26 protein-coding genes are annotated in these 21,737 nt (G+C 38.6%); 12 read left to right on the top strand and 14 right to left on the bottom strand.

The annotated features are described in order from the left end of the window. Window positions 1–218: 218 nt before the first annotated feature. The 5 genes from EHQ52_RS06585 to EHQ52_RS06565 all read left to right on the top strand — a co-directional run bounded on the left by EHQ52_RS06585 (window position 219) and on the right by EHQ52_RS06565 (window position 3,234). Complete coding sequence (locus EHQ52_RS06585) at window positions 219–539, top strand: hypothetical protein (RefSeq protein WP_135614443.1); 321 nt, start codon at window positions 219–221, stop codon at window positions 537–539. 60 nt (window positions 540–599) lie between these two features. After that, window positions 600–845 carry a hypothetical protein gene (locus tag EHQ52_RS06580; RefSeq protein WP_135614442.1) on the top strand — a complete coding sequence of 82 codons (246 nt, stop codon included), beginning with the start codon at window positions 600–602 and terminating at the stop codon, window positions 843–845. A 352-nt stretch (window positions 846–1,197) separates the two neighbouring features. Continuing rightward, complete coding sequence (locus EHQ52_RS06575) at window positions 1,198–1,452, top strand: hypothetical protein (RefSeq protein ID WP_135614441.1); 255 nt, start codon at window positions 1,198–1,200, stop codon at window positions 1,450–1,452. Further along, window positions 1,449–2,567 carry a suppressor of fused domain protein gene (locus tag EHQ52_RS06570; protein ID WP_135614440.1) on the top strand — a complete coding sequence of 373 codons (1,119 nt, stop codon included), beginning with the start codon at window positions 1,449–1,451 and terminating at the stop codon, window positions 2,565–2,567. The genes EHQ52_RS06575 and EHQ52_RS06570 overlap by 4 nt, the downstream gene beginning before the upstream one ends. Window positions 2,568–2,583: 16 nt before the next feature. Further along, a complete protein-coding gene (locus EHQ52_RS06565; RefSeq protein ID WP_135614439.1) occupies window positions 2,584–3,234 on the top strand; it encodes a hypothetical protein in 651 nt (216 codons plus the stop codon). A 418-nt stretch (window positions 3,235–3,652) separates the two neighbouring features. Here the strand turns inward: EHQ52_RS06565 and EHQ52_RS06560 are convergent, their stop codons facing one another. The 12 genes from EHQ52_RS06560 to EHQ52_RS06505 form a co-directional block, all read right to left on the bottom strand. Then, window positions 3,653–6,010 carry a PP2C family protein-serine/threonine phosphatase gene (locus tag EHQ52_RS06560; protein WP_135614438.1) on the bottom strand — a complete coding sequence of 786 codons (2,358 nt, stop codon included), beginning with the start codon at window positions 6,008–6,010 and terminating at the stop codon, window positions 3,653–3,655. Beyond that, window positions 6,007–7,257, bottom strand: coding sequence for a hypothetical protein (locus tag EHQ52_RS06555; protein ID WP_135614437.1), 1,251 nt, complete (start codon window positions 7,255–7,257; stop codon window positions 6,007–6,009). Before EHQ52_RS06555 ends, EHQ52_RS06560 begins: the two co-directional genes overlap by 4 nt. 31 nt (window positions 7,258–7,288) lie before the next feature. Further along, on the bottom strand, window positions 7,289–8,440 hold the full coding sequence (gene argJ / locus EHQ52_RS06550; RefSeq protein WP_135614436.1) for a bifunctional glutamate N-acetyltransferase/amino-acid acetyltransferase ArgJ: 1,152 nt from the start codon (window positions 8,438–8,440) through the stop codon (window positions 7,289–7,291). An 82-nt stretch (window positions 8,441–8,522) separates the two neighbouring features. Continuing rightward, window positions 8,523–9,914 (bottom strand): HAMP domain-containing sensor histidine kinase, encoded by a 1,392-nt coding sequence (locus EHQ52_RS06545; RefSeq protein WP_135614435.1) that lies wholly within the window; start codon window positions 9,912–9,914, stop codon window positions 8,523–8,525. Beyond that, window positions 9,904–10,608, bottom strand: coding sequence for a response regulator (locus EHQ52_RS06540; RefSeq protein WP_100708470.1), 705 nt, complete (start codon window positions 10,606–10,608; stop codon window positions 9,904–9,906). The genes EHQ52_RS06545 and EHQ52_RS06540 overlap by 11 nt, the downstream gene beginning before the upstream one ends. A gap of 236 nt (window positions 10,609–10,844) precedes the next feature. Further along, a complete protein-coding gene (locus EHQ52_RS06530; protein ID WP_135614433.1) occupies window positions 10,845–11,258 on the bottom strand; it encodes a hypothetical protein in 414 nt (137 codons plus the stop codon). After that, on the bottom strand, window positions 11,255–11,623 hold the full coding sequence (locus tag EHQ52_RS06525; RefSeq protein WP_135614432.1) for a hypothetical protein: 369 nt from the start codon (window positions 11,621–11,623) through the stop codon (window positions 11,255–11,257). Before EHQ52_RS06525 ends, EHQ52_RS06530 begins: the two co-directional genes overlap by 4 nt. Further along, a complete protein-coding gene (locus tag EHQ52_RS06520; RefSeq protein WP_086447412.1) occupies window positions 11,604–12,191 on the bottom strand; it encodes an RNA polymerase sigma factor in 588 nt (195 codons plus the stop codon). Before EHQ52_RS06520 ends, EHQ52_RS06525 begins: the two co-directional genes overlap by 20 nt. A 53-nt stretch (window positions 12,192–12,244) precedes the next feature. Then, window positions 12,245–12,637, bottom strand: coding sequence for a hypothetical protein (locus EHQ52_RS06515; RefSeq protein WP_135614431.1), 393 nt, complete (start codon window positions 12,635–12,637; stop codon window positions 12,245–12,247). Continuing rightward, window positions 12,634–12,810, bottom strand: coding sequence for an LIMLP_16695 family PerRB-regulated protein (locus EHQ52_RS20055; RefSeq protein ID WP_167492185.1), 177 nt, complete (start codon window positions 12,808–12,810; stop codon window positions 12,634–12,636). Before EHQ52_RS20055 ends, EHQ52_RS06515 begins: the two co-directional genes overlap by 4 nt. Window positions 12,811–13,050: 240 nt before the next feature. Next, complete coding sequence (locus EHQ52_RS06510; protein WP_208653492.1) at window positions 13,051–13,692, bottom strand: NUDIX hydrolase; 642 nt, start codon at window positions 13,690–13,692, stop codon at window positions 13,051–13,053. Beyond that, window positions 13,688–14,857: a ribonuclease D gene (locus tag EHQ52_RS06505; RefSeq protein WP_135614429.1), complete on the bottom strand. Its 1,170-nt coding sequence runs from the start codon at window positions 14,855–14,857 to the stop codon at window positions 13,688–13,690. The genes EHQ52_RS06510 and EHQ52_RS06505 overlap by 5 nt, the downstream gene beginning before the upstream one ends. Before the next feature lie 40 nt (window positions 14,858–14,897). On the opposite strand from EHQ52_RS06505, the gene purF reads away from it, so the two are divergent. Then, complete coding sequence (purF, locus tag EHQ52_RS06500) at window positions 14,898–16,364, top strand: amidophosphoribosyltransferase (RefSeq protein WP_100708463.1); 1,467 nt, start codon at window positions 14,898–14,900, stop codon at window positions 16,362–16,364. A 30-nt stretch (window positions 16,365–16,394) separates the two neighbouring features. Here purF and EHQ52_RS06495 read toward each other — a convergent pair whose 3' ends face one another. After that, window positions 16,395–17,399: a hypothetical protein gene (locus EHQ52_RS06495; RefSeq protein WP_135615669.1), complete on the bottom strand. Its 1,005-nt coding sequence runs from the start codon at window positions 17,397–17,399 to the stop codon at window positions 16,395–16,397. Then, entirely contained in the window at window positions 17,383–17,856 is a 474-nt protein-coding gene (locus tag EHQ52_RS06490) for an LIC13259/LIC11441 family protein (RefSeq protein WP_135614428.1), read from the bottom strand. The genes EHQ52_RS06495 and EHQ52_RS06490 overlap by 17 nt, the downstream gene beginning before the upstream one ends. Before the next feature lie 162 nt (window positions 17,857–18,018). On the opposite strand from EHQ52_RS06490, the gene EHQ52_RS06485 reads away from it, so the two are divergent. The 6 genes from EHQ52_RS06485 to EHQ52_RS06460 are packed head-to-tail and all read left to right on the top strand — an operon-like array spanning window position 18,019 to window position 21,728. Then, on the top strand, window positions 18,019–18,339 hold the full coding sequence (locus EHQ52_RS06485) for a (2Fe-2S) ferredoxin domain-containing protein (RefSeq protein WP_135614427.1): 321 nt from the start codon (window positions 18,019–18,021) through the stop codon (window positions 18,337–18,339). Between the two features lie 12 nt (window positions 18,340–18,351). After that, window positions 18,352–19,383, top strand: coding sequence for a zinc-binding dehydrogenase (locus tag EHQ52_RS06480; protein ID WP_135614426.1), 1,032 nt, complete (start codon window positions 18,352–18,354; stop codon window positions 19,381–19,383). Then, window positions 19,383–19,955: an LEA/WHy family protein gene (locus EHQ52_RS06475; protein WP_135614425.1), complete on the top strand. Its 573-nt coding sequence runs from the start codon at window positions 19,383–19,385 to the stop codon at window positions 19,953–19,955. The genes EHQ52_RS06480 and EHQ52_RS06475 overlap by 1 nt, the downstream gene beginning before the upstream one ends. Continuing rightward, window positions 19,945–20,274, top strand: a complete 330-nt coding sequence (locus tag EHQ52_RS06470) for an LIC13255 family lipoprotein (RefSeq protein WP_135614424.1) — start codon at window positions 19,945–19,947, stop codon at window positions 20,272–20,274. The genes EHQ52_RS06475 and EHQ52_RS06470 overlap by 11 nt, the downstream gene beginning before the upstream one ends. Then, a complete protein-coding gene (locus EHQ52_RS06465; protein ID WP_135614423.1) occupies window positions 20,274–20,765 on the top strand; it encodes a hypothetical protein in 492 nt (163 codons plus the stop codon). The genes EHQ52_RS06470 and EHQ52_RS06465 overlap by 1 nt, the downstream gene beginning before the upstream one ends. A 21-nt stretch (window positions 20,766–20,786) precedes the next feature. Then, window positions 20,787–21,728 carry a DUF1175 family protein gene (locus EHQ52_RS06460; protein WP_135614422.1) on the top strand — a complete coding sequence of 314 codons (942 nt, stop codon included), beginning with the start codon at window positions 20,787–20,789 and terminating at the stop codon, window positions 21,726–21,728. Window positions 21,729–21,737 lie beyond the last annotated feature (9 nt).

The raw sequence follows: 21,737 nt of genomic DNA, 5'->3' as shown, positions 1-21,737 counted from the left end.
GAAAAAAATTTCCGAACTTGAAGTACGCTCTGATTCCTTTCCGTCAGATTTTTTCTCGGAAAGCGAAAGCGGCTTCGGATCTGAAATCGATTCGAAAACAAGACAGCCAAAATTTCAGTCTAATACTTGAGGCTGTCTAACCCGGATGCACGGGGTATCTGAAAAGAAAATGCGAGAACCGTTTCCGTGATTTGATCTTTGTGTAGGGGACGATATTCTTGTTTATCACTGCGGAGAACATTCGAACTGGAGAAGTTAGGACCTTTCTTGGAAAAGAAAAGATCTTAGTGCCTGACTCCAAACATACAGAGGCAGCCATTTCCCTCTCAGCGCATTGGGAAACGGTAGAAGATTGTTTAGACTTACGTAAATATTCCAAATTTTTCTATGTCTCCGAAACGGAAGGCAAATGGCAAAGGGGAGAAGAAGTTTTAATCTCCACCGAAAGACCTGTTTCTGACAGGTCTGGAAGTAAAAGCCTCTCCATGGATCACGTAGATAGCTACAGAGTACTCGGAATTTTTTTAGAAAAGGAATAAAATCCGAGTAGAATACGAATCGGGAGAAGATAAGGTACGGACCCGAAGCACTCATTAACAATGGTCCAAAAAAAGAAAAAGAAACCCTCACCTAAAAAGAAGGTAGTTAAACGGGCAAAATCCTCTTCTACCGGGACAAAAAGTGTACGTATTCCCAGAGATAACGACGTAAAGATGAGCGAAATGGTGGATTTGGCCGCCGAGATATTCGTTCAGACCTTAGAGATTTCCGCTAAAATTCCGGACAAACTCAGATCTAGACTGATAAAAAAACTCAAGGACGCCGCGAAAGAAGCGTTATCCTGAACATATTCTACCCTGCCTCCAGGGATAAATTTTCGATTTTTCAGAAATTTTTTTCCAAAAACCTCGCTCAAGTAGGGTGGGATTCCTTGTTTATGTCCGTCGAAATTTGTATGGAAACGATGTTTTTAGCAACGGCCCTTTTCTTGATTCTTTTCGAACAATATAAGGAAAGAAAAACTCGAGAGAAGGTATTTGTAGAACCTTTACGTAACTTCCTTCACCGTTAACCTACGGTCCAAGCGCCGGGCGAAAGGATGCCCCGGCCTTCGTTTTTCTCGCCTCGTTAATGTTGGAACCGACTTGAATCCTTCTGGATACCAGGGATAATGGCCTTGGGCGGATTTCAACTTCTATGAAGAACAAATTACTCACACCTATCAAAGCGATAGATACCTTCGTTAAATGTAAAAAAGAAGGGGATCGTGTTCCCGTTCTGGTTTGGGACAGTTTAAGGACCTACCAAAGATGGAATCAGGTGGAGTTAACAGGACTTCTAAATGCCAGCGCCTATTTTCCAGATATTCTTTTTGAAAAAGATATGGAGAAGAAGATCCAGCATCGTCTGGACGAATTTAATTCCAGGATCGTGGACATTCCTATTAAATGAATCAAACTGCTGAACCTAATATTTTATACCAAGAAGCAAATCCTTACGGATCCTTAACCGCGTATCTAGAAGACGACGGAAGAACTGTTTATCTTTATCTACAAGCAGAAGAAAGCCCTGACTTCGCGATAAAATCTGTTTGGGTATGCAATCGGATCGATGCACCTAAAACAAGAACCGATCTAGATCTAAGATCGGGACTTGCACCATTCTTAACAGAAGAAGAAGTTTCTGATCCTAAAGGCCAACCTGAGTTTGATCCCAAAGAGATCCATTTCATTTGGTCTGAAGAAGGAAATGGAGTCTCCTTATTCTATAAAGAAGAACTGATCGCATATCTCCCTCCTTGGTCCGGTATCAAAGGATTTCATGGATATTCTAAATTTGCAAAAATGGATACAATCACTGCGTATCCATTAGGTAACACAGAATTCGGAGTGATCCCAGATCGTATCAATCAAGACAGAAGTTTTTGGGAATATAGATCTACTAAAGGGATTTGGAAGAATATACAAGAGTCAAGACTTGCTTATCTAGAATACGTATTTGGTAAACATGATAAGTATTGGTCTGCAGATGGTGGAAAATATCCACAACTAGGTATCGTAAGATTCGCTCCAAAGAATATGCCTGGTGTTTATGTATATTCTACCGTAGGAATGAGCGCACAAAATCTTCCTTCAGTTGAATTGTACAGAAAAGATTATGAGAACTACGCAAGAATAGAATTAGTCTGTGCAGTAAAAGTTTCAGATGAAGATAGATCAGAAAGTTGGGTTCCGCACCAAATTGGAGAGATCATTCGTTATCCTTGGGTCATTGGTAAATGGTTTGGTCATGGACATTCTATCGCGATGAATAGAAGAGATCCAGAAGCTTTGTACTTAAGTTTTAGTTCTTTTGTTATCAGAGAGATAGGAAAAGAAGAAGGATTCCCTGAATTGACTGAATTAAAGTCTGAAAGAGGAAATCCGATCAAATTTCTGGCTATGATCCCTGTTTCAGAGGAAGAAAGGGTCTATATAGAAGAAAAAGGCGCTGAAGACTTCTTTTCCTTATTAGATTCCACTCAATCTAAGTGGATCCATAATCCAGAGAGACAATCTACGATCTGATCTGACAGTTTTTGTTATGAAGACCTTTATCTCTAAGCGATTTCAAATTCTTCTAAGCTTATTTTTAGCGTTTAACTTTTTAAATATAAGTTTAAATGCTCAAGATAAGACTTCTACGGCTGCGATAGAAAAAATTTGGGAGAATATATACTCTCAGGACTTCATCTCTGCTAAAAAACTAGTCCAAAAAGAACTTCAATCATCTAATTCTGAGTCATTGCAGCTTCTTTCTTTGATGGAAATCTGTTTGAATGGTCTAGAAAGATATAAACAAGCGGATGAAAGTCGTAAAAAGATCCTAAACGTTTGGGAAAAGAACCATAAAAAGGCTTATCTAGAAGAGAATTATCCGCTAAATCTTGCTACTTGGACTAGAATGGCAGTGGTTACACCGAATATTTTAGTATTAGGAGCGGAATATTACCTTCCTTATCCAGTAAATGCTAAGAGAGAAGGTTTCTATTATCATAAATTCACTGCTTATAACCGCTATAGCAAGCATGCTATTAAGTTTTTTAAGTTAGAGAACTCACCTAAAACTGAAAAAGAGTATAGATTATTCGAAATTTCAGAAGAAGGAGAGGCAAAACTAGTTAAAAATTACGGAAATACACTGCCGGATTTCAGAGATGAGATGAAAGACGTGATGAAATATATAAATCTTTAAGTAGAACACACCTAAAGTGTTGTATTTTTACAACAGAATCCGTTAGAAAATCGGAAAATACTAATAAAGAAGGGCTATAAAATAAAAAACCCGCCTCAAAGAAGCGGGTTTAAGCTTCATTTCTTCCGTATCAAGTACGGAAGAGATGTTGTTGAAGTTAGTTATTTCTTTTTCGCAACTTTCTTCTTAGCAGCTTTTTTCTTAGCTACTTTTTTCTTAGCTGCTTTCTTGACTGCTTTCTTTTTTGCAACCATTGACGTCCTCCATGTATTAGAAGTTTATCGCTCTTCATATAATATGAAAGATCAATAAAGCTCTTGGATAGTGACATAATTAAGCAATTTACTTTTCATTGTAAAGTATTTTAATTAATTTTAGGAAAAAAATTTTAAGAAGTTGATTTCACACTAAGTGATACTTATTCGGAAACTTCTAGACAAACAAAAGAGATATCATCGCTAGGTTCTTTGTAATTTCTAAACTCTTCTAGCGTTTTTTTGATAAGATCAGCTAGTGATTGAGCATCTTTATCATGATTTAAGGATAATATTCGTAAAAGATTCTCTTCTCCGAAGATTTCTTCGTTATCATCGAACGTTTCAGTCACTCCGTCGGTAAACAAAACTAATTTATCACCTGGATTTAAATGAATAGTTAAGATTCTATAATCAGTTGGTAGAACACCTAAAACTCTTTGAGTTTCGTTTCTAAGTTCTATTCTTCCACCTTTTCGAATACAAATTGGCGGTGTATGACCTGCATTTACGAATGAAAATGCTCCATCACTAGCGTTATATATGCCTGCGATAGAAGTCATGAACTCGCTTCCTCTGTATCTCTCGATCAAAAATAAGTTAATCGCTCTAAAAATATCAGGAAGAGAAGAAGAATTGCCCAATTGACGGCGAATAATTCCTCTTACTGCAGAAACAAGATAACCTGACCCAAGTCCATGTCCTGAAACATCTCCTAAGAATAATAACTGCCTTTTAGGAGAAAGTTTGAGTATATCTAGATAATCTCCTGAAATTCCTACTGCAGGAAGAGTAAAATAGCCTAATTGAACCGATTTTATGGTCTCTAACTCAGGTAAATGAAGAGTTTTATCCAAGACTGCTGCCATATTTAGGTCTCTAACAATCCTTTTCTTCTCAACCTCATCTACTAGTAGAGAGTAATTTCGAATGAGTAAGGATGCTAATCTAGTACATTCTTTTAAAAATCTAAGCTCGCCTAGTGTAAAATTCTTACGAGTGATCTTTTCTCCGACCAAAAATACTGCGATCACCTCTTTTCCTTTTTCAAAATTGAATAAAGGATAAGCTAGTTGGACTTCCATCTGGTTTAAAAATTTAAATACTGATTCTCTAATCCCTAATCCGTATGCAAGGTGAGAAGTAATAGTAACTTCAGTATGATCTTCGAAATAGGTCCAAATCTCTGATCCATATGGAATTCGAATGAAGTTTAGATTTCTAAGGTCTGTACCTGAAAATTTATCCGCAGGGATCAATATTTGAAGTTTTTTAACCTCTAAAGCATCAACAAGCCTGCGGATTAAACTATTGATCGTTGCTCTCATGGAAATTGGAGCGCCGATCATTACTGACAATTCTTCTAACGCTGTGTGAAGTTTGGGATTATTCTTAAAACTCCAATAATCTATCCACTTATACAATTTATTGTTCAATGATCCTAAAAAGTACGCGGACATGATTACATAGAATAAATTCCATTCTCTTTGATATTTTCCTAAGAACCCAGGGTTCCATCTTACAAAAAACTCAAGTCCGAACAAATATCCGAAAGTTAAGATCAATATAGAATAAATAGAAGTTAAAGAAGAACTGAAAGCAATCTGAACTGGGACCAATGAGTAAGTGTAAGTCCCGAAAACAATTAAAACTGGAAATAAGATCAAAGCCGCCATCAGATACGGGCGGATTATAAAAAAACTTTTAGTGGAACCTAATTCCGCCATTAAGAATGGAACGACAGTAATTAAGAAAAATGCTAAAACGATACTTAGCTTCTTGGAAACTTCCTGAAAAGTACCCTTATTCCTGAATGTGTGAAATACCAACTGCAGGATACAAATTCCTGCGGAAAACAGATTGAAATACATTCCATTCACGGATAAGAATTGGAACAGATCCGGATTTCCTTTTTGGGAAAGGCCTACAAATCCTGCGACTAAGGAAAATATTACCTGAGGCGCAAACCACCTGGATGGTATTTCTTTTCCTCTTAATCTAAAAGAAACATCTAAGATCAAAAATCCTGTAAAGTATAAGAAAAAGAAAAACGGAAAAAGGAAATCGTGAAACGCTAATAAGAAGAAGTTAAATAAGAATAAAGAAGATAAGGATCCGAATAATAAGAAAATATATAAATCTCTCGTATAAAAGAAAAACCAGATCGCTACTAAAAAATATAATAAGGATAAAAATATATCAGGTAAGAAGTCCTTCAAAACTTCAAACGAAGATCTCATATCTAATGAGAGGCTTTTAACTATACTTCCTTCTTTTCCAAAAAAATGAAATGAGTGTTCTGATGATCCGGAATCTATTCCAAGTCGGACGATCTCATATTCGATTAAATCGATTTTCATTCCGACTAGATCTATATGCGATCCACTGGATACCGCGATCTTTCCGTTTGGATAAAAATAGAAAGGAAGTCTTGCTTCTTTAGAATAAGAGTTCAATAATCCTGAAAATAGGATCAAACTGAATAGGATTACTGAAAGAAATACGATTAGAATATTTCTCACGACTGTATCCCCAAATGTTGAAAGGAAATAATATTACGGTCATTTAAAGTTAAGAACAGCGGATCTTTGCCCGGAGTTTCTATATTTTCCCAACCGATAGACGCTAAGTTTCTATCCGGTTTGGATGCATCGAATAATTTGAATTTTTTTCCAACAAATCTAAGAGAGATCTTACCTGTTTCTTTTTGGACCATTCCTACTGCGAGATCATATCTTTCAGTCCATGAGATCTCTTTTAAGTTATCTTCAACTAAAGATTTGATCTGAAGAATATTTTTTAGATCTCCATTAATTCTGGAAGAGTATAAAGTCCCTAATATATAACAAAGAGCTAAAACGGAAACTGCGTTGGTTACGCTCAATCGTAAGAATACAAAATAAAAATCTCCGGAAGGACTTTGGAAAAATTCCAGAAGTTCTCCAGGTTCTCTGGATAATAGATCTATTTTGATATCTCCTACCATAGGAGGTTCAGGAGATTCCAAAAACTTACGGATCTTACCTGCGTTCTCTAATTCTTTTCTGTATTTTTTATTTTCTGCAATTTGAGAAGATAAGATCTGATTGTGAACTGCTAACGCGCATTTTCCTGCCAGGAAACCAAGTTCATGTCTTACATTGTCTTTTGGGATATTAGAAACTGCTAAAAATCCAAAAAGTTTTTCTCTAAACACAAAAGGAAGAATGAAGTTCGCCCTTAAACTTACGAAGTCTTCATTGATAATTTTATTTTGGTCCGGTTCTCCAATCATGGCTCCGGATCTTTTATTCAATATATATGTAAGAAGTGCTGCTCTAGGATTAATTCCTTCGAATGTGTTTACCTTTCTTTGTTTTTTGTGGGCGTAAGTATATAGCTCATAATGGACCAAATCATTTTTTAATATCGCTAATTTTCCAAAATTGCTGTTAGTTAATCTTACTAACTCAGGAAATACATTTTTGATCAATCCTTCTGAATCAAATCTTCTATGAGCTAATCTAGAAGAACCAGGATCATCACTTAAATATTCAGAAACAAATGTAGACTTTAAGAATCCTGAAATTTTTTCTTGGGTAGGTAGTATTGCAAAAACTCCGAAGACCAAACAGGTCAGGACTGCAATTTCACTTACGAATTCAATTTCCTTAGGAATGAGGTAAATACTGAGTTCATATAAACCTAGGATTACGAATACAGAAAGTAATCGTACGGTTAAAGTAATAACCGAAGAGATAAGTCGTAGATCGGAAAAATAGGTCTTCACGTTTTAGGGATTCGATTTGGATTCGGCAAACTCAGGTTGTGTAGTATGCGTTTTCCTTCACGTAACCTTCGGTCAGGTCGCATCCCCAAAACACCATCTCTTTGTTTCCGGTATTCAATACCACATCGACGAAGATCTCGGAATTCTTTTTTAGATACTCAGACAATTTTTTGAGAGTTTCTGGATCTGCACCCTTGACAGGAAGTCCGCCGAAATAAATTTCCAAAGACTCAAAAGGGATAGGTTCATCAAAAACTTTACCTACTGCCATAACCAATCTTCCCCAATTCGGGTCCCCGCCGTAAATTGCGGTTTTGATCAATGGAGAATTCAGTATGGATTTACCTATCTTTCTCGCTTGCGATTCGTCTCTGGATTTTTTGATACGGACTTCGATCAATTTAGTCGCACCTTCTCCATCTCTCGCTACTTCTTTGGCAAGATCGGTGCATATCTCTAAAAGTGCTGATTTGAATTCGTTAGGATCAACTGAACCTGCGAGATCATTACTAAGTAAAACAACGGTATCAGATGTAGAAGTATCCGAATCTATTGTGATACAATTAAAACTTAAGTCCACGCAATCTTTTAAGATTGGATAAACTTCCCCTTCAATTTGTGCGTCAGTGAGAATATAAGAAAGCATAGTTGCCATATTGGGCTCTATCATCCCGGCACCTTTTGCCATACCAAAGATAACAGCTTCTCCATTAGAAGATTTGATCTTTCTCACAGAAATTTTTCTGCGAGTATCTGTGGTCATGATAGCTTCTGCTACTTCTTCTAGATTACCAGGTTTCAAATTTGCTTTTGCTTGCGCACATGCAGGAAGAATTACCTGCATAGGAAGTGGAACTCCAATCACTCCTGTGGAAGAGGGTAGCACAGAAGTTTCAGCAATACCAAGAGACTTAGCTACCTCGGAACAGATCTGTTTGGAGTTTAAAATTCCTTTTTCTCCAGTGGCAACATTCGAGTTTTTAGAATTAATAACTACTGCTTGCAAAACTCCATCTCGTATATGTTCTTTGCCTACGATCACTGGAGCGCCCGGAAAATTATTTTTAGTAAATACAGCGGCGGCCTTGCAAGGTTTTTCGGAATAGATCACTCCGAAATCTTTGGTTTTGTCTTTGATCCCTATGTTTGTTCCGAATGAAAAAAAGCCCTTAGGATAATCCATGTTCTAACCTTTATATATAGAATCTCTATATTCGGTTTAGGGCTGTTTTAGGAAAAGCGTATTACGAGCAAATGCTCGGATTTCAAACTTCTGAGATCTCAGAATACACTAACGGAAGGGTTACGGAGAAGATGGTCCCGCCTTCCGGATTATCGAAAACTTTGACAGAACCGTGATGTAATCTAACAATATGTTTCACGATAGAAAGTCCGAGTCCTGTTCCGCCTTCTTTCCTGGATCTGTTCTTATCAACTCGGAAGAATCTTTCGAAAATTCTTTCCTTATCCTCGTCCTTGATCCCGATCCCTTGGTCCATTACCTGAAAATTCACTGAGTCAGGTTCCACCTTTGCGATTTTCAAAGTGATCGTTTTATCATCTGGAGAATAAGAAGAAGCATTCGAAATTAAATTTAAGAGCATATGTTCCAAAAGAACCCAGTCCGCAGCGATGGTTAGTGGAGCAGGCATGTCCACTACTAGCTTTTGTCCTTTCGGAGAAATAACTCCATCCACAGTAAAAGAAAGATTTTCTACTAAAGACTTTAATGTAAATTCTTCAGGTTGAGCGATTGCAGATTGGTTTTCAATTCTAGTGATTGTAAGCATGTCTTCTACGATACGGACCATTCTGTCTGTGTTTCGAGAGATCGCGTCTAAAAATCTTTTTTCATGACTATCTTCCAAAAGTTTTAAACGGCCGAGTAATGTTTCCGTATAACCTTTGATAGAAGTGATAGGAGTTTTTAATTCATGAGAAGCATTTTGAACGAACTGTTCTCTTATTAGATAAGATTGTTTTTCCTCCGTGATGTTTCGGATTACTCCAATGAACATCAATAGATTCCCATTCGTTCTGAGGGGATACATTTTGATTGCGTAAAAATTTTGGCTTAGATCCAGTTCTATCTTAGGTTCACTTTTCCCGGAAAGATTCCTTTTAATAAAGTCTAGTAATCTTGGATCTTTGACTGCGTCTTCTACCTTTCTAGAGCCTGAATTAGGCTCTATTAAGGAGCCAGGAATACTTCTGTTTTGAAAAACAATGGAGCCTTCCAAATCAACAGAGAATACACCTTCTTTCAAGTTTTGTAATACTGAGTCGAACTTTTCCTTTTCGATGGTAAGATCCACGAATTGGTGTTTTAAACGTCCGGACATCAGATTGATGGAGACTGCAAGATCAGCTAACTCTTGGATCTCAGGAAGACTCAACTCGGAGCCAAAATCTCCTGCGTTGATCTCTCCAGTTTTCATTTCGATCTGGTTGAGTGTTTGAGTTACACTTCTGGCAATGGAGAAGGACATATAAAAAGTCCCAAACATTGCCAATAAGATATAAGCGGAGAATAAAAGTATTTTGAGGTCAGGGTTGATTAAGTCCTCTAAAAAGAGGACTATCCCCGCGATAGCCATAAGGAAAACGAGTAGAAGCCAGTTACTTAAGAGTAGTTTAGAAAATAAGCTACGCCTCATTGAATCTGTAACCAATCCCGCGGATGGTTTCCAACCTCTCCTTCTCTTCTCCTAGTTTATCTCGGAGTCTTTTAATATTAACATCTACAGCACGATCCGTCACGTAAATATCCTTTCCCCAAACCTTATCTAAAAGTTTGTCTCTGGTAAATGCAACGCCTGTATTGGTCATAAATAGATAGAGAATTTTGTATTCGATCAATGTAAGATCTATTTCTTCATTATTGATAAATACTTTATGCGCCTTAGGATTTAGGAAAATTTTGCCAACCGTGATATTTCCTTCTTGGTCTTGCTCATCTTCTCCTTCTCCCGATCTTCTCAATACGGAACGAACTCTTGCGATGAGTTCTCTTGTGGAGAATGGTTTTCTAACATAATCGTCTGCGCCAAGCTCCAGTCCTAAAACTGCGTCTGTCTCTCCGGATTTAGCGGTAACCATGATGATTGGAAGAGAATATTTTTCTTTGATCCTTTTGCAAAGATCCATTCCACCAATACCTGGAAGCATTAGGTCCAATACTACTAAGTCAGGCAGATTTTTTTCGATCCTAGGTAGCACCTCTAAACCATTTTGGCAGGTGTCTACTTGGTAGCCGTTCTCTTCTAAATGAAATTTGATCAGTTCTGCGATATCCTCTTCGTCATCTACTACGAGGATTTTTTGGCCAGGGGTGCCGGAAGCATTTTTCATAAATTCGCTGAAGCTCTTTCTCCTACGCCTCGGAGGATTTTTGTCATTAGTCGTCGGGGAGGAGGATCCTTGGATTTGGATAGGTTCCATCCCTTCAGATTGTCAGAAAATCGTTACAAAAGGTTTACACAAACATTACAATCGCCGGAAAAAGAATATTCTGGGCTTATTCTTGTGACAACCAGTAAACAAAAAGGAACCTTCCTTTCTGACAAACCATTAGACGGGGGATTTGCTCAGTCCCGGTCCTTAATAATTTCGTTTAACTCGCTGATGAGCTTTCTTTGGCGGAAGAGGACATAAAGGACAAATCCAGAAAATAAAGCCAGACCCAAAACATAAACCCAAAGTAGACCTTTTAATCTACTCTGTTCTTCTTCGATCGCTTTGATTGTGGTTAGGTGTTCTACTAAGAAAAAATAATTATCGGATTGGGCCCAGGATTTTCTGGCTTCTTCTCTGATTTGGGTGATTAGAACATCCGCTTCCTGTTTGCTCATGTTTTGAATGAGAGGGAAGACAGAGTCTAACTTCATCTCTAAGAATTCTTTTGCAGTTAATTTGGTCTCAGGCTGTTTTTCTTGTGCGGAGATTTGGTTTCCGAAGGTAAGTAATAAAGATAAAGCGATCCCAAAACTGAAATATTTCATTCGTCGAATCCTAACTTGTTTTTCCATTCCTTGGTATAAGGACTCTTATTTTGCACAAGATAAATCCCTATTAGAACCGTAAAAAGCAGGAACAAAAATCCGCTAGTCGCTAAAATCGCGTGTAAAATCCCTGTTTGGAAGAGAAAATTCCAATCCACAAACAGAAGAACTGTAAGTGGAGAAAAAGCCAAGATCAGAATTGTAATTAGAAGAAGCCGAATATGCCTCAGATGCACCAAATGAAGCATTACTTTTTTCTTAAGCATAGGTGGTACGTCATCGTTCACCCCGCCTTCCGGAGGTTTTACAAAAAAATCCAATTGCTCTTGCAATTCGTCAGGAAGTTTATCTTTTTCCGTGCTCATCTTCTTTTTTCAGCCAATCGCGTAAGATTTCTTTCCCTCGAAAAATATAACTCTTTAAAGTATTCATTTTCAAGTTTAAATTTTCGGAGATATCTTTATAGGACATATTTTCGAAGTAATGTAATGATATAGGTTTCCTATACAATTCGGGTAACTTATCCACCAAAGATCTTATCTTTTCAGTGGTTTCTTTTTCTAATACTTCGGATTCTTGAGAGGAGAAATTATCTCCCAGCTTCTCGCTGGATAACGTATCTATAGGAGCATCTATCTCTGGGTGTTCTTTACGGTATCTGCGTATGATCTCATTTCTTGCAATGGAGAAGACCCAGGTGGAAAATTTGGATTTTCCTCTGAAAGTGGATAATCCTTCGAATGCTTTTAGAAAAACGTCCTGAGTAAAGTCCTCTGCTTCCGCTTCATTACGAAATGCTTTTTTTGCCTGAGAATAAACCATCGCTTCGTATTTTAATACGAGTTGTTCGAATGATTCAAAATCCCCGGTTAGGACTTTTTGAATATTGGCCCAATCCTCCGGATCGCATAGGATGGGTTCTTCCGGTTTCATGGGAGTAATAATAAACCTATTTTATGGAAGGATCGGATTTCAGAAGAACCGATTCACTTCCTAGGAGACCATTTATAATAACAGAGAAGACCAAGACCGGTCCCGAGAGGGATCAATCCTCCAAGCATCGCTAAAGATTTTCCTAATACTAGAATGAAAGTAACTGAAAGTGCTACACCAACGAAGGTAAGGATAAGTCCTAAGAAGAAGGAATAAAGACGAAGATCAAATTTTTCTTTTTGATAAAGGCCTGCTTTGATGATCGCCATTCTCTGACGATACCACCAAAAGAATAGGAAGAATAATAATAACCATCCGAAGATGATCCCTACAATCGGAATACTATATAGGATCGCTTTGTATTCTCCACCAGGCTGACTTGCTTGGATGGCGAACTTGATCTCTTCTAGACTACGAAAGAGGGCTTCCTTTTCTTCTGGGGTCATCTGCTAAGAACCGCCACCTGTGCGTGAGAAGTTTCACCTTTCTTAAAATAAGGGATTTTTTGTTCAATGCCAGGTCTGTTGGCGAGAGACTCATACCAGTCTTCTTCTTTCCAGCTTTCTTTTAGATAACTAGTGCGGATGTCTGAATTAAATAGATCCTTAATTTTGCTCATTGGAATACTCCTATGTAAAATGCCTTTCGAAGTTCGAATACGAACTTTAAAACTCCCGGAAAAGAGTTTTTAATTATGTCGTATATAATTTCGGTCCACTTTTGGAATCCCTAAAGTGGAAAACCTCGTAGGACTACATTTTTTAGAGACGTAAGGGTTAGAAGAAAAATTGGGAGATGAGACAAAAAAATAGAAAGAAAGAAAAAGTAAAAACCATGGATCTTTCGTTTTATGCGGAAACTATTCGGGCTTTTTCACGTCCAAGAACGGCGCTGAACTTAGGTTAGGAGTTCTTAAAATGGGAGAACGATCAAAACCTGCATGTTCTCTTAAGAAGTCTACAATGATCCTTGCAGTGGCTCCCCATAAAAGTCCTTCTTCTATATCAAAATAAAATACTTCTAATAAAGGTGAGTCAGGTTTCCTTCTTCCCTTGATACTATAAAAAGGAGCCTCCCAAAGTCTGTCTAGCTCCAGTATAATAATTCTTTCTACTTCTTCTGGATTGAATTCGAATTTAAAATCTCCAGAATATTGGGCCAGGAATGGAGTGATGTGAAATCCGGTATGAGTGAGTTGTCCTCTATAATTTCCGATCACGGATAATTCTTTATCGGGAGCTCCCATCTCTTCTTCCCATTCTCTAAGAGCTGTAACTAAAAGATCCTTATCTTCTGGATCTTTTACTCCACCTGGAAAGGAGATCTGACCTGGATGAGAAGCAAGGTTTGGATTTCTTTTTTGAAGAAGGAAACCGTCTTGCCCGTTCTTTTGGAACACAGGCATGACTACAGAAGAATGTGCAACATCCTCTGGCAGGTTTGGTTCTCCTTCAGGTAGAAGGAGAAGTTTCTTTTTTAGTTTATCTAATTCTAATCTAATCAAATTTCTTTTTGATCGGGATCAAACCTGACAAGGTTGTCTCGTAAGGTTTAGATTGCATTGCCGCTATAATAGAAGGTCCGTAATTTTCTACCTTCCAGTTAGAAAAGATACCTAGTTCTTTTAACTCTTCGATAGACTTAGGATTTCTTTTTGCAATCTCCGCGATATTCTTATTAGACGGCATCAAGTTGTGACCCATCCGGCGAATGGACATGACTGTTTCTCTCCACTGCCTTAATCTTTTAAATCTGTCTGCTTCTTCTCCGGCTAGATCTTCAGTAGATCTTTTGAATAGATCATTCTTTTGGATAGGAGGGCCGCTTGGATTTTTGTAAACCTGATATAAATTTTCGGCGTCTTTTTTGCCTAAGATGTCTACGAGTTTATTCAATTCTCCTCGCGACTTGACTAATTCCAAAACCTTGTCGTTATTCCAAACTCTGAATGGAGCCTTGTTTAACTTCTTTGCTTTTTCGTCTCGGAAGCCTAATGTATCGTGAAGTGCCCTTCTTTCGTCAGAACCTAATTCAAGAACGTTCGGAAATTTTTCCAAATTGATGGAGAATCCTTCGAAAGGTTCAGGCTCTTCTTCCGCAATTTTTGCGAACTCAGAAACTGCTTCGTCTAACAATTTACGTTTTCCGAGTTCCTCACCCATTTTAGTCCAAATGGATTCCAGATAAACTGTGTCCAGGGCCGCGTATTGCAGCTGACTTTTTTCTAGAGGACGCTTTTCCCAGTTGGATTTTTGCTCCTTCTTCGAAAGTTTGACCTTGTGGTAATGTTCCACAAGATACAACAAAGAGTTCTGTTCTAAGTCTAATAAACGAGAGCTGAACATCGTATCTGCGATGTTGATAAACTTGAAACCGAAGTCTCTTTTCAGAGCTTTGATATCGTCCGAAGCGGAATGAAATATTTTTAAAATGCCGGGATTCTCAAATAGAGGACCTAACCCGGAGAGATCGTCCAAACGAATAGGGTCAAAGATATAATTTTTACCCTTAGAGGATATTTGGATGAGACAAACTTTGGAATAGTAGGTGTAATAACCGCTAGATTCCGTATCAATAGAGAGGCAATCGGATTGAGAGAGAGTTATCAATGCCAACTGTAAGCTTCGGACGTTGTCTACGACAATATAATCGGATTGTATTTGCATCTAAAAGGCGACCTGGGAGACTAGCGTCGGAAGGGGGACCATGAGTTCGATTCCCAATACGTCCAGTCTACGGACCCTAGTCCGAGATGACAAACCAAAAGAAGAATGTGCAATCTTTGGGATTTTTAATTCTCCCGAAGCTGCCAATTTCACTTACCTCGGCTTGTATTCTATGCAGCATAGAGGCCAAGAATCGAGCGGGATCGTTTCCTCCGACGGAGAACATCTCTACCGCTATGCCGGGATGGGACTAGTAGCCAATATTTTTACCGAGGGCAAGATCCGGGAGTTAACCGGAAGCGCGGCCATCGGGCATAATCGTTATTCTACCACTGGTGCGAGCTTCTTAAGGAACGCTCAACCTCTCAGAGTTGAGTCCCATTTAGGACCGATCGCTCTGGCTCATAACGGAAACCTTGTAAATTCCTGGGAAGTTCGTTCCCAATTGGAAAAAGAAGGTTCTATTTTCCAAACTACAATCGACTCAGAAGTGATCGTCCACTTGATGGCTCGCTCCGGAGAGACAGATCTACTTTCTGCACTTTCTTCTGCTCTGAAAAAAGTCAGAGGGGCATATTCACTTGTAGTTCTTACTAAAAATCAATTGATTGCTGTTCGTGACCCGAACGGTTTCCGTCCTTTGGTTATGGGAAGAAGAGATGACGGATCCATCGTATTCGCATCTGAAACCTGCGCTTTCGATATCACTGACACCACTTACGAAAGAGATGTGGAACCAGGTGAGATGATCGTTGTGGATAGAACTGGAACTCGTTCCTTCTATCCTTTCCCTCCTGCAAAACCTGCTCTTTGTATTTTCGAATACATTTATTTCGCGAGACCTGATTCCAATATTTTTGGCGAGTCTGTTTACAAAGTCCGCAAGGCACTTGGAAACCAACTCGCTCAAGAACTTCCAGTCGAAGCTGATGTTGTAATTCCAGTTCCGGATTCTGCAAACATTGCGGCTTTAGGTTATTCAGAAGCATCTGGAATTCCTTTCCAATCTGGATTGATCCGTTCTCACTATGTGGGTAGGACTTTCATCGAGCCGGACCAAAAGATCCGAGATTTCGGTGCTAAGATCAAGTACAACGTAGTTAAGAATGTAGTGGATGGAAAACGTGTTGTGATCGTAGACGATTCCATTATGAGAGGAACTACCAGCCGTAAGATCATTAAAATGATCAGAAACGCTGGCGCTACTGAGATCCATTTAAGAGTTTCCGCTCCTCCTACAGTTTCCCCTTGTTATTACGGGATAGATATTCCAACCCATAATGAATTGATCGCTGCTACTCATACGATCGAAGAAATTCGTAAGTATTTGAGAGTGGATTCTATTGCTTATCTTTCAGTGGATTCTATGCATAAAGCAGTGAATGATCATAGGGGTGGCGGTTTCTGCAACGCTTGTTTTACCTCAGATTATCCTGTGGAATTCCAAAGCGATATGGGAAATCAAAAGAGTTTATTCAAGGAATACGAGGTAGAAGAAAGGGTCTAAAAATTTCCGTTTGATCGGTGTTTTAGATCTTTATTTCACTCTGAAAATTTGAGGTCTTCTTCCGAAGGTAATGAAGTCAGACTCTTCTCCTTTGATATAGGCGGATAATAGGCTTTTTTCTGAAAATCCTATATGGTTCTGCTCTTCTAACATTCCTAAAATTTCTAAGGCAGCGTCCTTATCTAAAGTATTTAGATAGTTTAATACTTCTTGGTGGGAGTTCTTTTTATGAGCTTCTTCTATGATTTTAAGTACTTCTTCCCTCGCTCTTAATAGTGATTCTTTTCTTTCTACAAGTCCTTCCATTGTTGAGAGTATGATATTGATCTCAGGATCTTCCGAAAATAATTCGAGAAGATGAGGATAGATCCCTGGGAATCGGATCGGAAATTCGTAAAGGGAATCTTCTAGTCCTCTGTAGAGTTCTGCTTCTTCTTCTTTATTTAATCCTAAGGATTCTCCAAGCATTAGCAGAGTTTCGATAGGCATGAGTCCTAAAAATCTGGCGGCAAATATATTATCTTTTTTAGTTCTAAGACAGAATAATATAAATTTGGAAATCCTTTCTGGAGGAAGTCCATTCCAGAATTGTGCTGCTTTCGAATCTAAAAAATTACTCTCTGTTCCGAAGACCTTCTTTTCTTTTTTAAGTTTTTGGAATATTTTGAAATCTTCTTTTACGATCCTATAAAGTAAGGAATCGTCCATCTCCAAAATTGTGGACATTACTTGGTTTGGAGAAGAGATAGAAAGAAAATATCTGACTAGATCGAAACCAATTTCGGATCTTGTGGAAAAGTTTTCTAAAATGTCTGCTGGAGCTTGTTGGAATGCAGTGGCACCAACTGAGAAGGAATTAGCTCCTTCTAAAAACTTTTCTAATTTTTCGAAGGCAAAACACGCCTGTTCACCGGAATCATTCCAATTCGATTCCCTGTAAAAATCCCTACAATTTCCGGGACAGGGTTTGGACTCGGAGACTCCCGCTAAGCAGGTTCTTTCTTCTTGTCTTTCGTTTTCAGGGAATAAGGTCACCACAATCACGCATATCCGGAGCGTATGGATTCAGGATTTTCATTCCGGAAAACACCCATGTCTTTTTGACCATTGGACAATAGAAACGGTTTCTTCCAGACTGTAGTCCATGTATCTTCATTGTACTCGCTAAAACTTCGCTGAACTTGGAATAGGCCTCAAAGGATATTCTCACATCCGAGGATTTTGCCCCTTCCAATACATTCTTCATTTCTAGTGTAGAAGATTCCAAGCCACCTTTTGCTTCTCCCAAAGAATTTAAGGAAGAAATCAATCCACTTACATCCGGAGACACACTCTCCGTTGTTAAGAGAAATTGAATTATCTTATCGTTTTCCGACAAAACTTTTTCGAAAAGTGGTTTTTCAGTCTCTAATACAGGCTTCTCTTCTTTTTTGCAGAAGGAAAGGGAATATAATAGTGAAGATAATAAAATTAGTATTACGGAACGTTTCATCCTATTCTCCAAATATGAGTAAATACTCGGGAATCGAGCCTCTTAGACCATAAAAAAATCTTTTTTAGGTTCTGGCAACCGTTAGAGCTTCAAACTAATCGCTGAAAAAATGGGTTCAAAGCTTTTGCCTATATAGGAAATTAGGAGGAAAGGCAAGCCCGGATGTATTTTGATAAGCATGTTTTTGTCTGCGAGAATGTCAGAGCAGAAGGAGAGAGACCTTCTTGTGGTCCGAAAGGATCTCCTCAATTACTCGCTTATATGAAAAAGAGAGTACAAGAACTTGGATTAAAAGGTAAGATCCGTATCCAAAAATCAGGATGTTTGGATCGTTGTGAGTTAGGTCCTGTGCAGGTTTCTTATCCGGAAGGTCTTTGGTTTTCTATTAAGACTCAAGAAGACGCGGAAGCATTCATACAAAATCATATACTAGAAAATAAACCGGAAGCGATCCGGCATCTGACATTAAAGGACGAAGAGTGAGAGGGTAATCAAATGGCAAAAAAATTCGAAATACCAAAATCGTATCTTGCATACGAATTGAAAGAATACAGCAACGAACCTGGAAGAGCTAAGATAGTAGAAAAAGAACTTAAACCCTTAAAGAAGGGAGAGGTTTTACTTAAGATCCATTCCGGTTCCATCAATCCATCCGACCTAATGTTCATGAGAGGGCTTTACGGAATTAAGAAAAAACTTCCTGTGGTTCCTGGTTTTGAAGGAAGCGGTGTAGTGATTGCAAGTGGTGGTGGTTGGAGAGCGAATTCGCTTGTTGGCAAACCTGTTGCATGTGTTGCTCCAAATAAAGGTGATGGACCTTATGCAGAGTATATGATCACTGATGCGTATTCTTGTTTTACTTTAGGGAAAGATGTAAGCTTAGAACAAGGAGCTTGTTTATTCGTAAACCCTATCACTGCTTGGGCTTTACTCGACCAAGTCGTCCGAGAAAAACATAAGGCTTATATTCAAACCGCTGCAGCTTCTGCTTTGGGAAGAATGTTATTAAGGCTCGCCAATAAAAAAGGGATCCAAGGAATTCAGGTGGTGAGAAGAAAAGAACAAGTTGATCTTCTTAAATCTATGGGCGCTGAACATGTATTGGATTCCAGCTCTCCGAATTTTGATAGAGAACTCAGAGTTCTTTCTAATAAACTGAATGCTACCATTTTGTTGGATGCAGTTGCAGGAGAGCTTCCAGGAAGAGCATTGGCCGCTATGCCTTACGGCAGCAAATGTGTGGTTTATGGTGCATTATCAGAAGAGCCGATCTCATTTCACGCAGGTCTTGGTATTTTTCAGGACAAAAAAATAGAAGGTTACTGGCTTTCTTCTTGGATGCCGGGGCAGAATCCTTTCAAAATTTGGAAGATCACTTCAGAGATCCGTTCTCTTCTAGGAAAGAAGGAATTCCAAACTGAGATTGCTGCTAAGTTTCCACTCAAAGAAGCGGACAAAGCGATCCAAGAATATGCAAATAATATGACTAGAGGAAAGGTCCTTATTTCCAACGGTTGGGAGCTTTGATGGGAATTCCATCCAGTACGTTTAAAATGTTCCGACCTTGGATCTTAATTTTGGGAGCTGGTTTAGTCTTCAGCTCCTGTTTATTAGATCTAAAGCAGAATGTTAGAAAACTACAGTCTTGTAAGTTTAAAATTTTGGAAACCAAAACGGAAAGGGTAGAACTACAACCTTTTCCACCTTCTCCCAAGATTGTAATGACCTCTAAGCTGGAAATAGAGAACCCGAATGATTCTTCCGTTAAAATTTATAGATTTGATCTTGGTGTAATTGCTTCTGGCAAGGACGGACAAGAAGCTGAGTTAGCCAGGGTAATTTCGGAAGAAGAAACAGAAGTCCCTGCTTTTTCTAAAACTGTTGTCCAACTCAGGATAGAAACAAGCTTTGAAAAGAGAGAAAACCAGGATAAACTATTACTTGGAATTTTAGTAGTCACGAGCCTGGTCGCTGGAAAAGATCCGAATTTGAGAATGAAAGGAACTGTGAGATACAAAACCGTTTTCGGAGAAGTAGATCTTCCTTTGGATGAAAAAATACGATTATTACCACCTAAGAAGCCGGAGCATGAAATTTAACTCTTTAAGTTTTAGAACTGCCTGCAAGGGCCTAATTCTTCTTATAATCTTAACTCTCGGTTTGTCGAATTGTTCCAATGTGGACGACGATTTTTATACTTTCGGAGAAGCAGGAACTAAGATCATGGTAGCTTACGCAGCAAAAGATGCGGAATGCGGATCAAGCAGACAGATCACATCTTTAGTTCCTGGAAAACAAAGGAAGAAGGATGTTGATAATTGTGTTGCTTCCGTCGCTTTCGAAAAATGTAGCTTTTGGATCCAAGCAGGAGATCCAGTTCCCTTTGCATGCAAGGCCATCGAGTATAGATTGAAGTGATGGGATGGATAGCCAGACATTTTGATTATCTGATTTTTGCTGCACTGGCTTTGTCCGGCCTTTCCTATCTTTATATACTCCTCACTAGAAACAGAAGACACGATTCAAAATCAGTAGTTCAATATAATATTCCTTCGGATGAACCTATGAGTTTTGATCCGAATGAAAAACCCAAAAAGAAAGAACCTAAAGTAAATGTTCTAGAAGTTTTTGATTATAACGGGATCAAGATCATGCATGAGAATGGAATGTACACTGTGAATCATGCGGGAGAGATCCAAGTTTATGGTTCTTGGCAGGAACTTCCTTCTAGATACCAGGCAATGGTAAAGGAGATGGACAAGTCTTCTATAGGACAAAAGAAGAAGGGAAATTATTATATGGAAGTTCTGAATGGAACTTATTATGTTATTTTCCCGGATGGTAAAAAACATAAATATCCTAAGTTTGAGGATATTCCGGAAAAGATCAGAAAGGCATTAGGTTACTGACCTTCTCCGCTTGGTGCTTCCTTGAAATTTCGGATTTGTTATCTTTTAATATTCGTTCTGTTCGAATGTAATTCTTATTTCGAATCCGTTCTGGATCCGACTGAATTAAGAATGCCAGCAGACGGTAACTCAGTTGCCGTTTTAAAAATTTCGAATCCACTCTTTGGCTCAAAGGATCATTTTATTTGGGAAAACATAGATCCTGAATTGCTTAAACTTCTCTCGAGCGAAAAAAACGATAGAGAAGATATCTTACGTGTGCAAGCGGGGAAGGTCCCAACTAATATTACGATCCGAACTGAGAAAGGCAGAACTGTCCAGATTTCCTTGTTCAGTCGAGATGGGGATTTTGACCAGGATGGCTTTCCTGATTCTGCGGAACTTAGAACAGAAACTGATCGTCAGGCATTTCGGGAATGGTTTGTTAGGATCTCTTTGTCACAATATTTAAAAGAGAATTCCTCCTGGAACCTGAAGGAAAGGGATTGCAGCGGATTGATCCGTTTTGCATATAAGGAGTCTCTAAAAGCTCATACTCAGGACTGGCAAACTCGCACTGGGATCTTATTAGATAAAAATTTACCGGATGTCCGGGAATTTAATTACCCGGATATACCCTATATTGGTAAAAATTTATTTCGGACCGGTGAGGGCAAATTCGGAGAATTTGCAGACGCAGAAAGTTTGGAAAAGTTCCATACTTACTTTGTTTCCAAAGAGTTGGAGTCTGGATTAGCAGGAGATATTCTCTTTTTCAGATCGGATCGTGGGGTTGGAACAAATTTCCATTCTATGATCCTGATAGAGGGAGAAGTTAAAAATCCTCAGCTTTTATATCATACAGGTTCGGATCGAGGCATCAAATTGATCCGAGCAAAAGAATTGGAAAGAAGTGTGTTATTTTCCCCAGAAAAGAATAACCGAAATTTTCTTGGGGTTTATAGATTTCGGATTTTAGAATAGGAATTTCAG

Source organism: Leptospira koniambonensis, from assembly GCF_004769555.1.
Taxonomy (GTDB): Bacteria; Spirochaetota; Leptospiria; order Leptospirales; family Leptospiraceae; genus Leptospira_B; species Leptospira_B koniambonensis.
The sequence above is the reverse complement of the archived record's forward strand: the minus strand, read 5'-3'. Positions and strand labels throughout refer to the sequence as shown.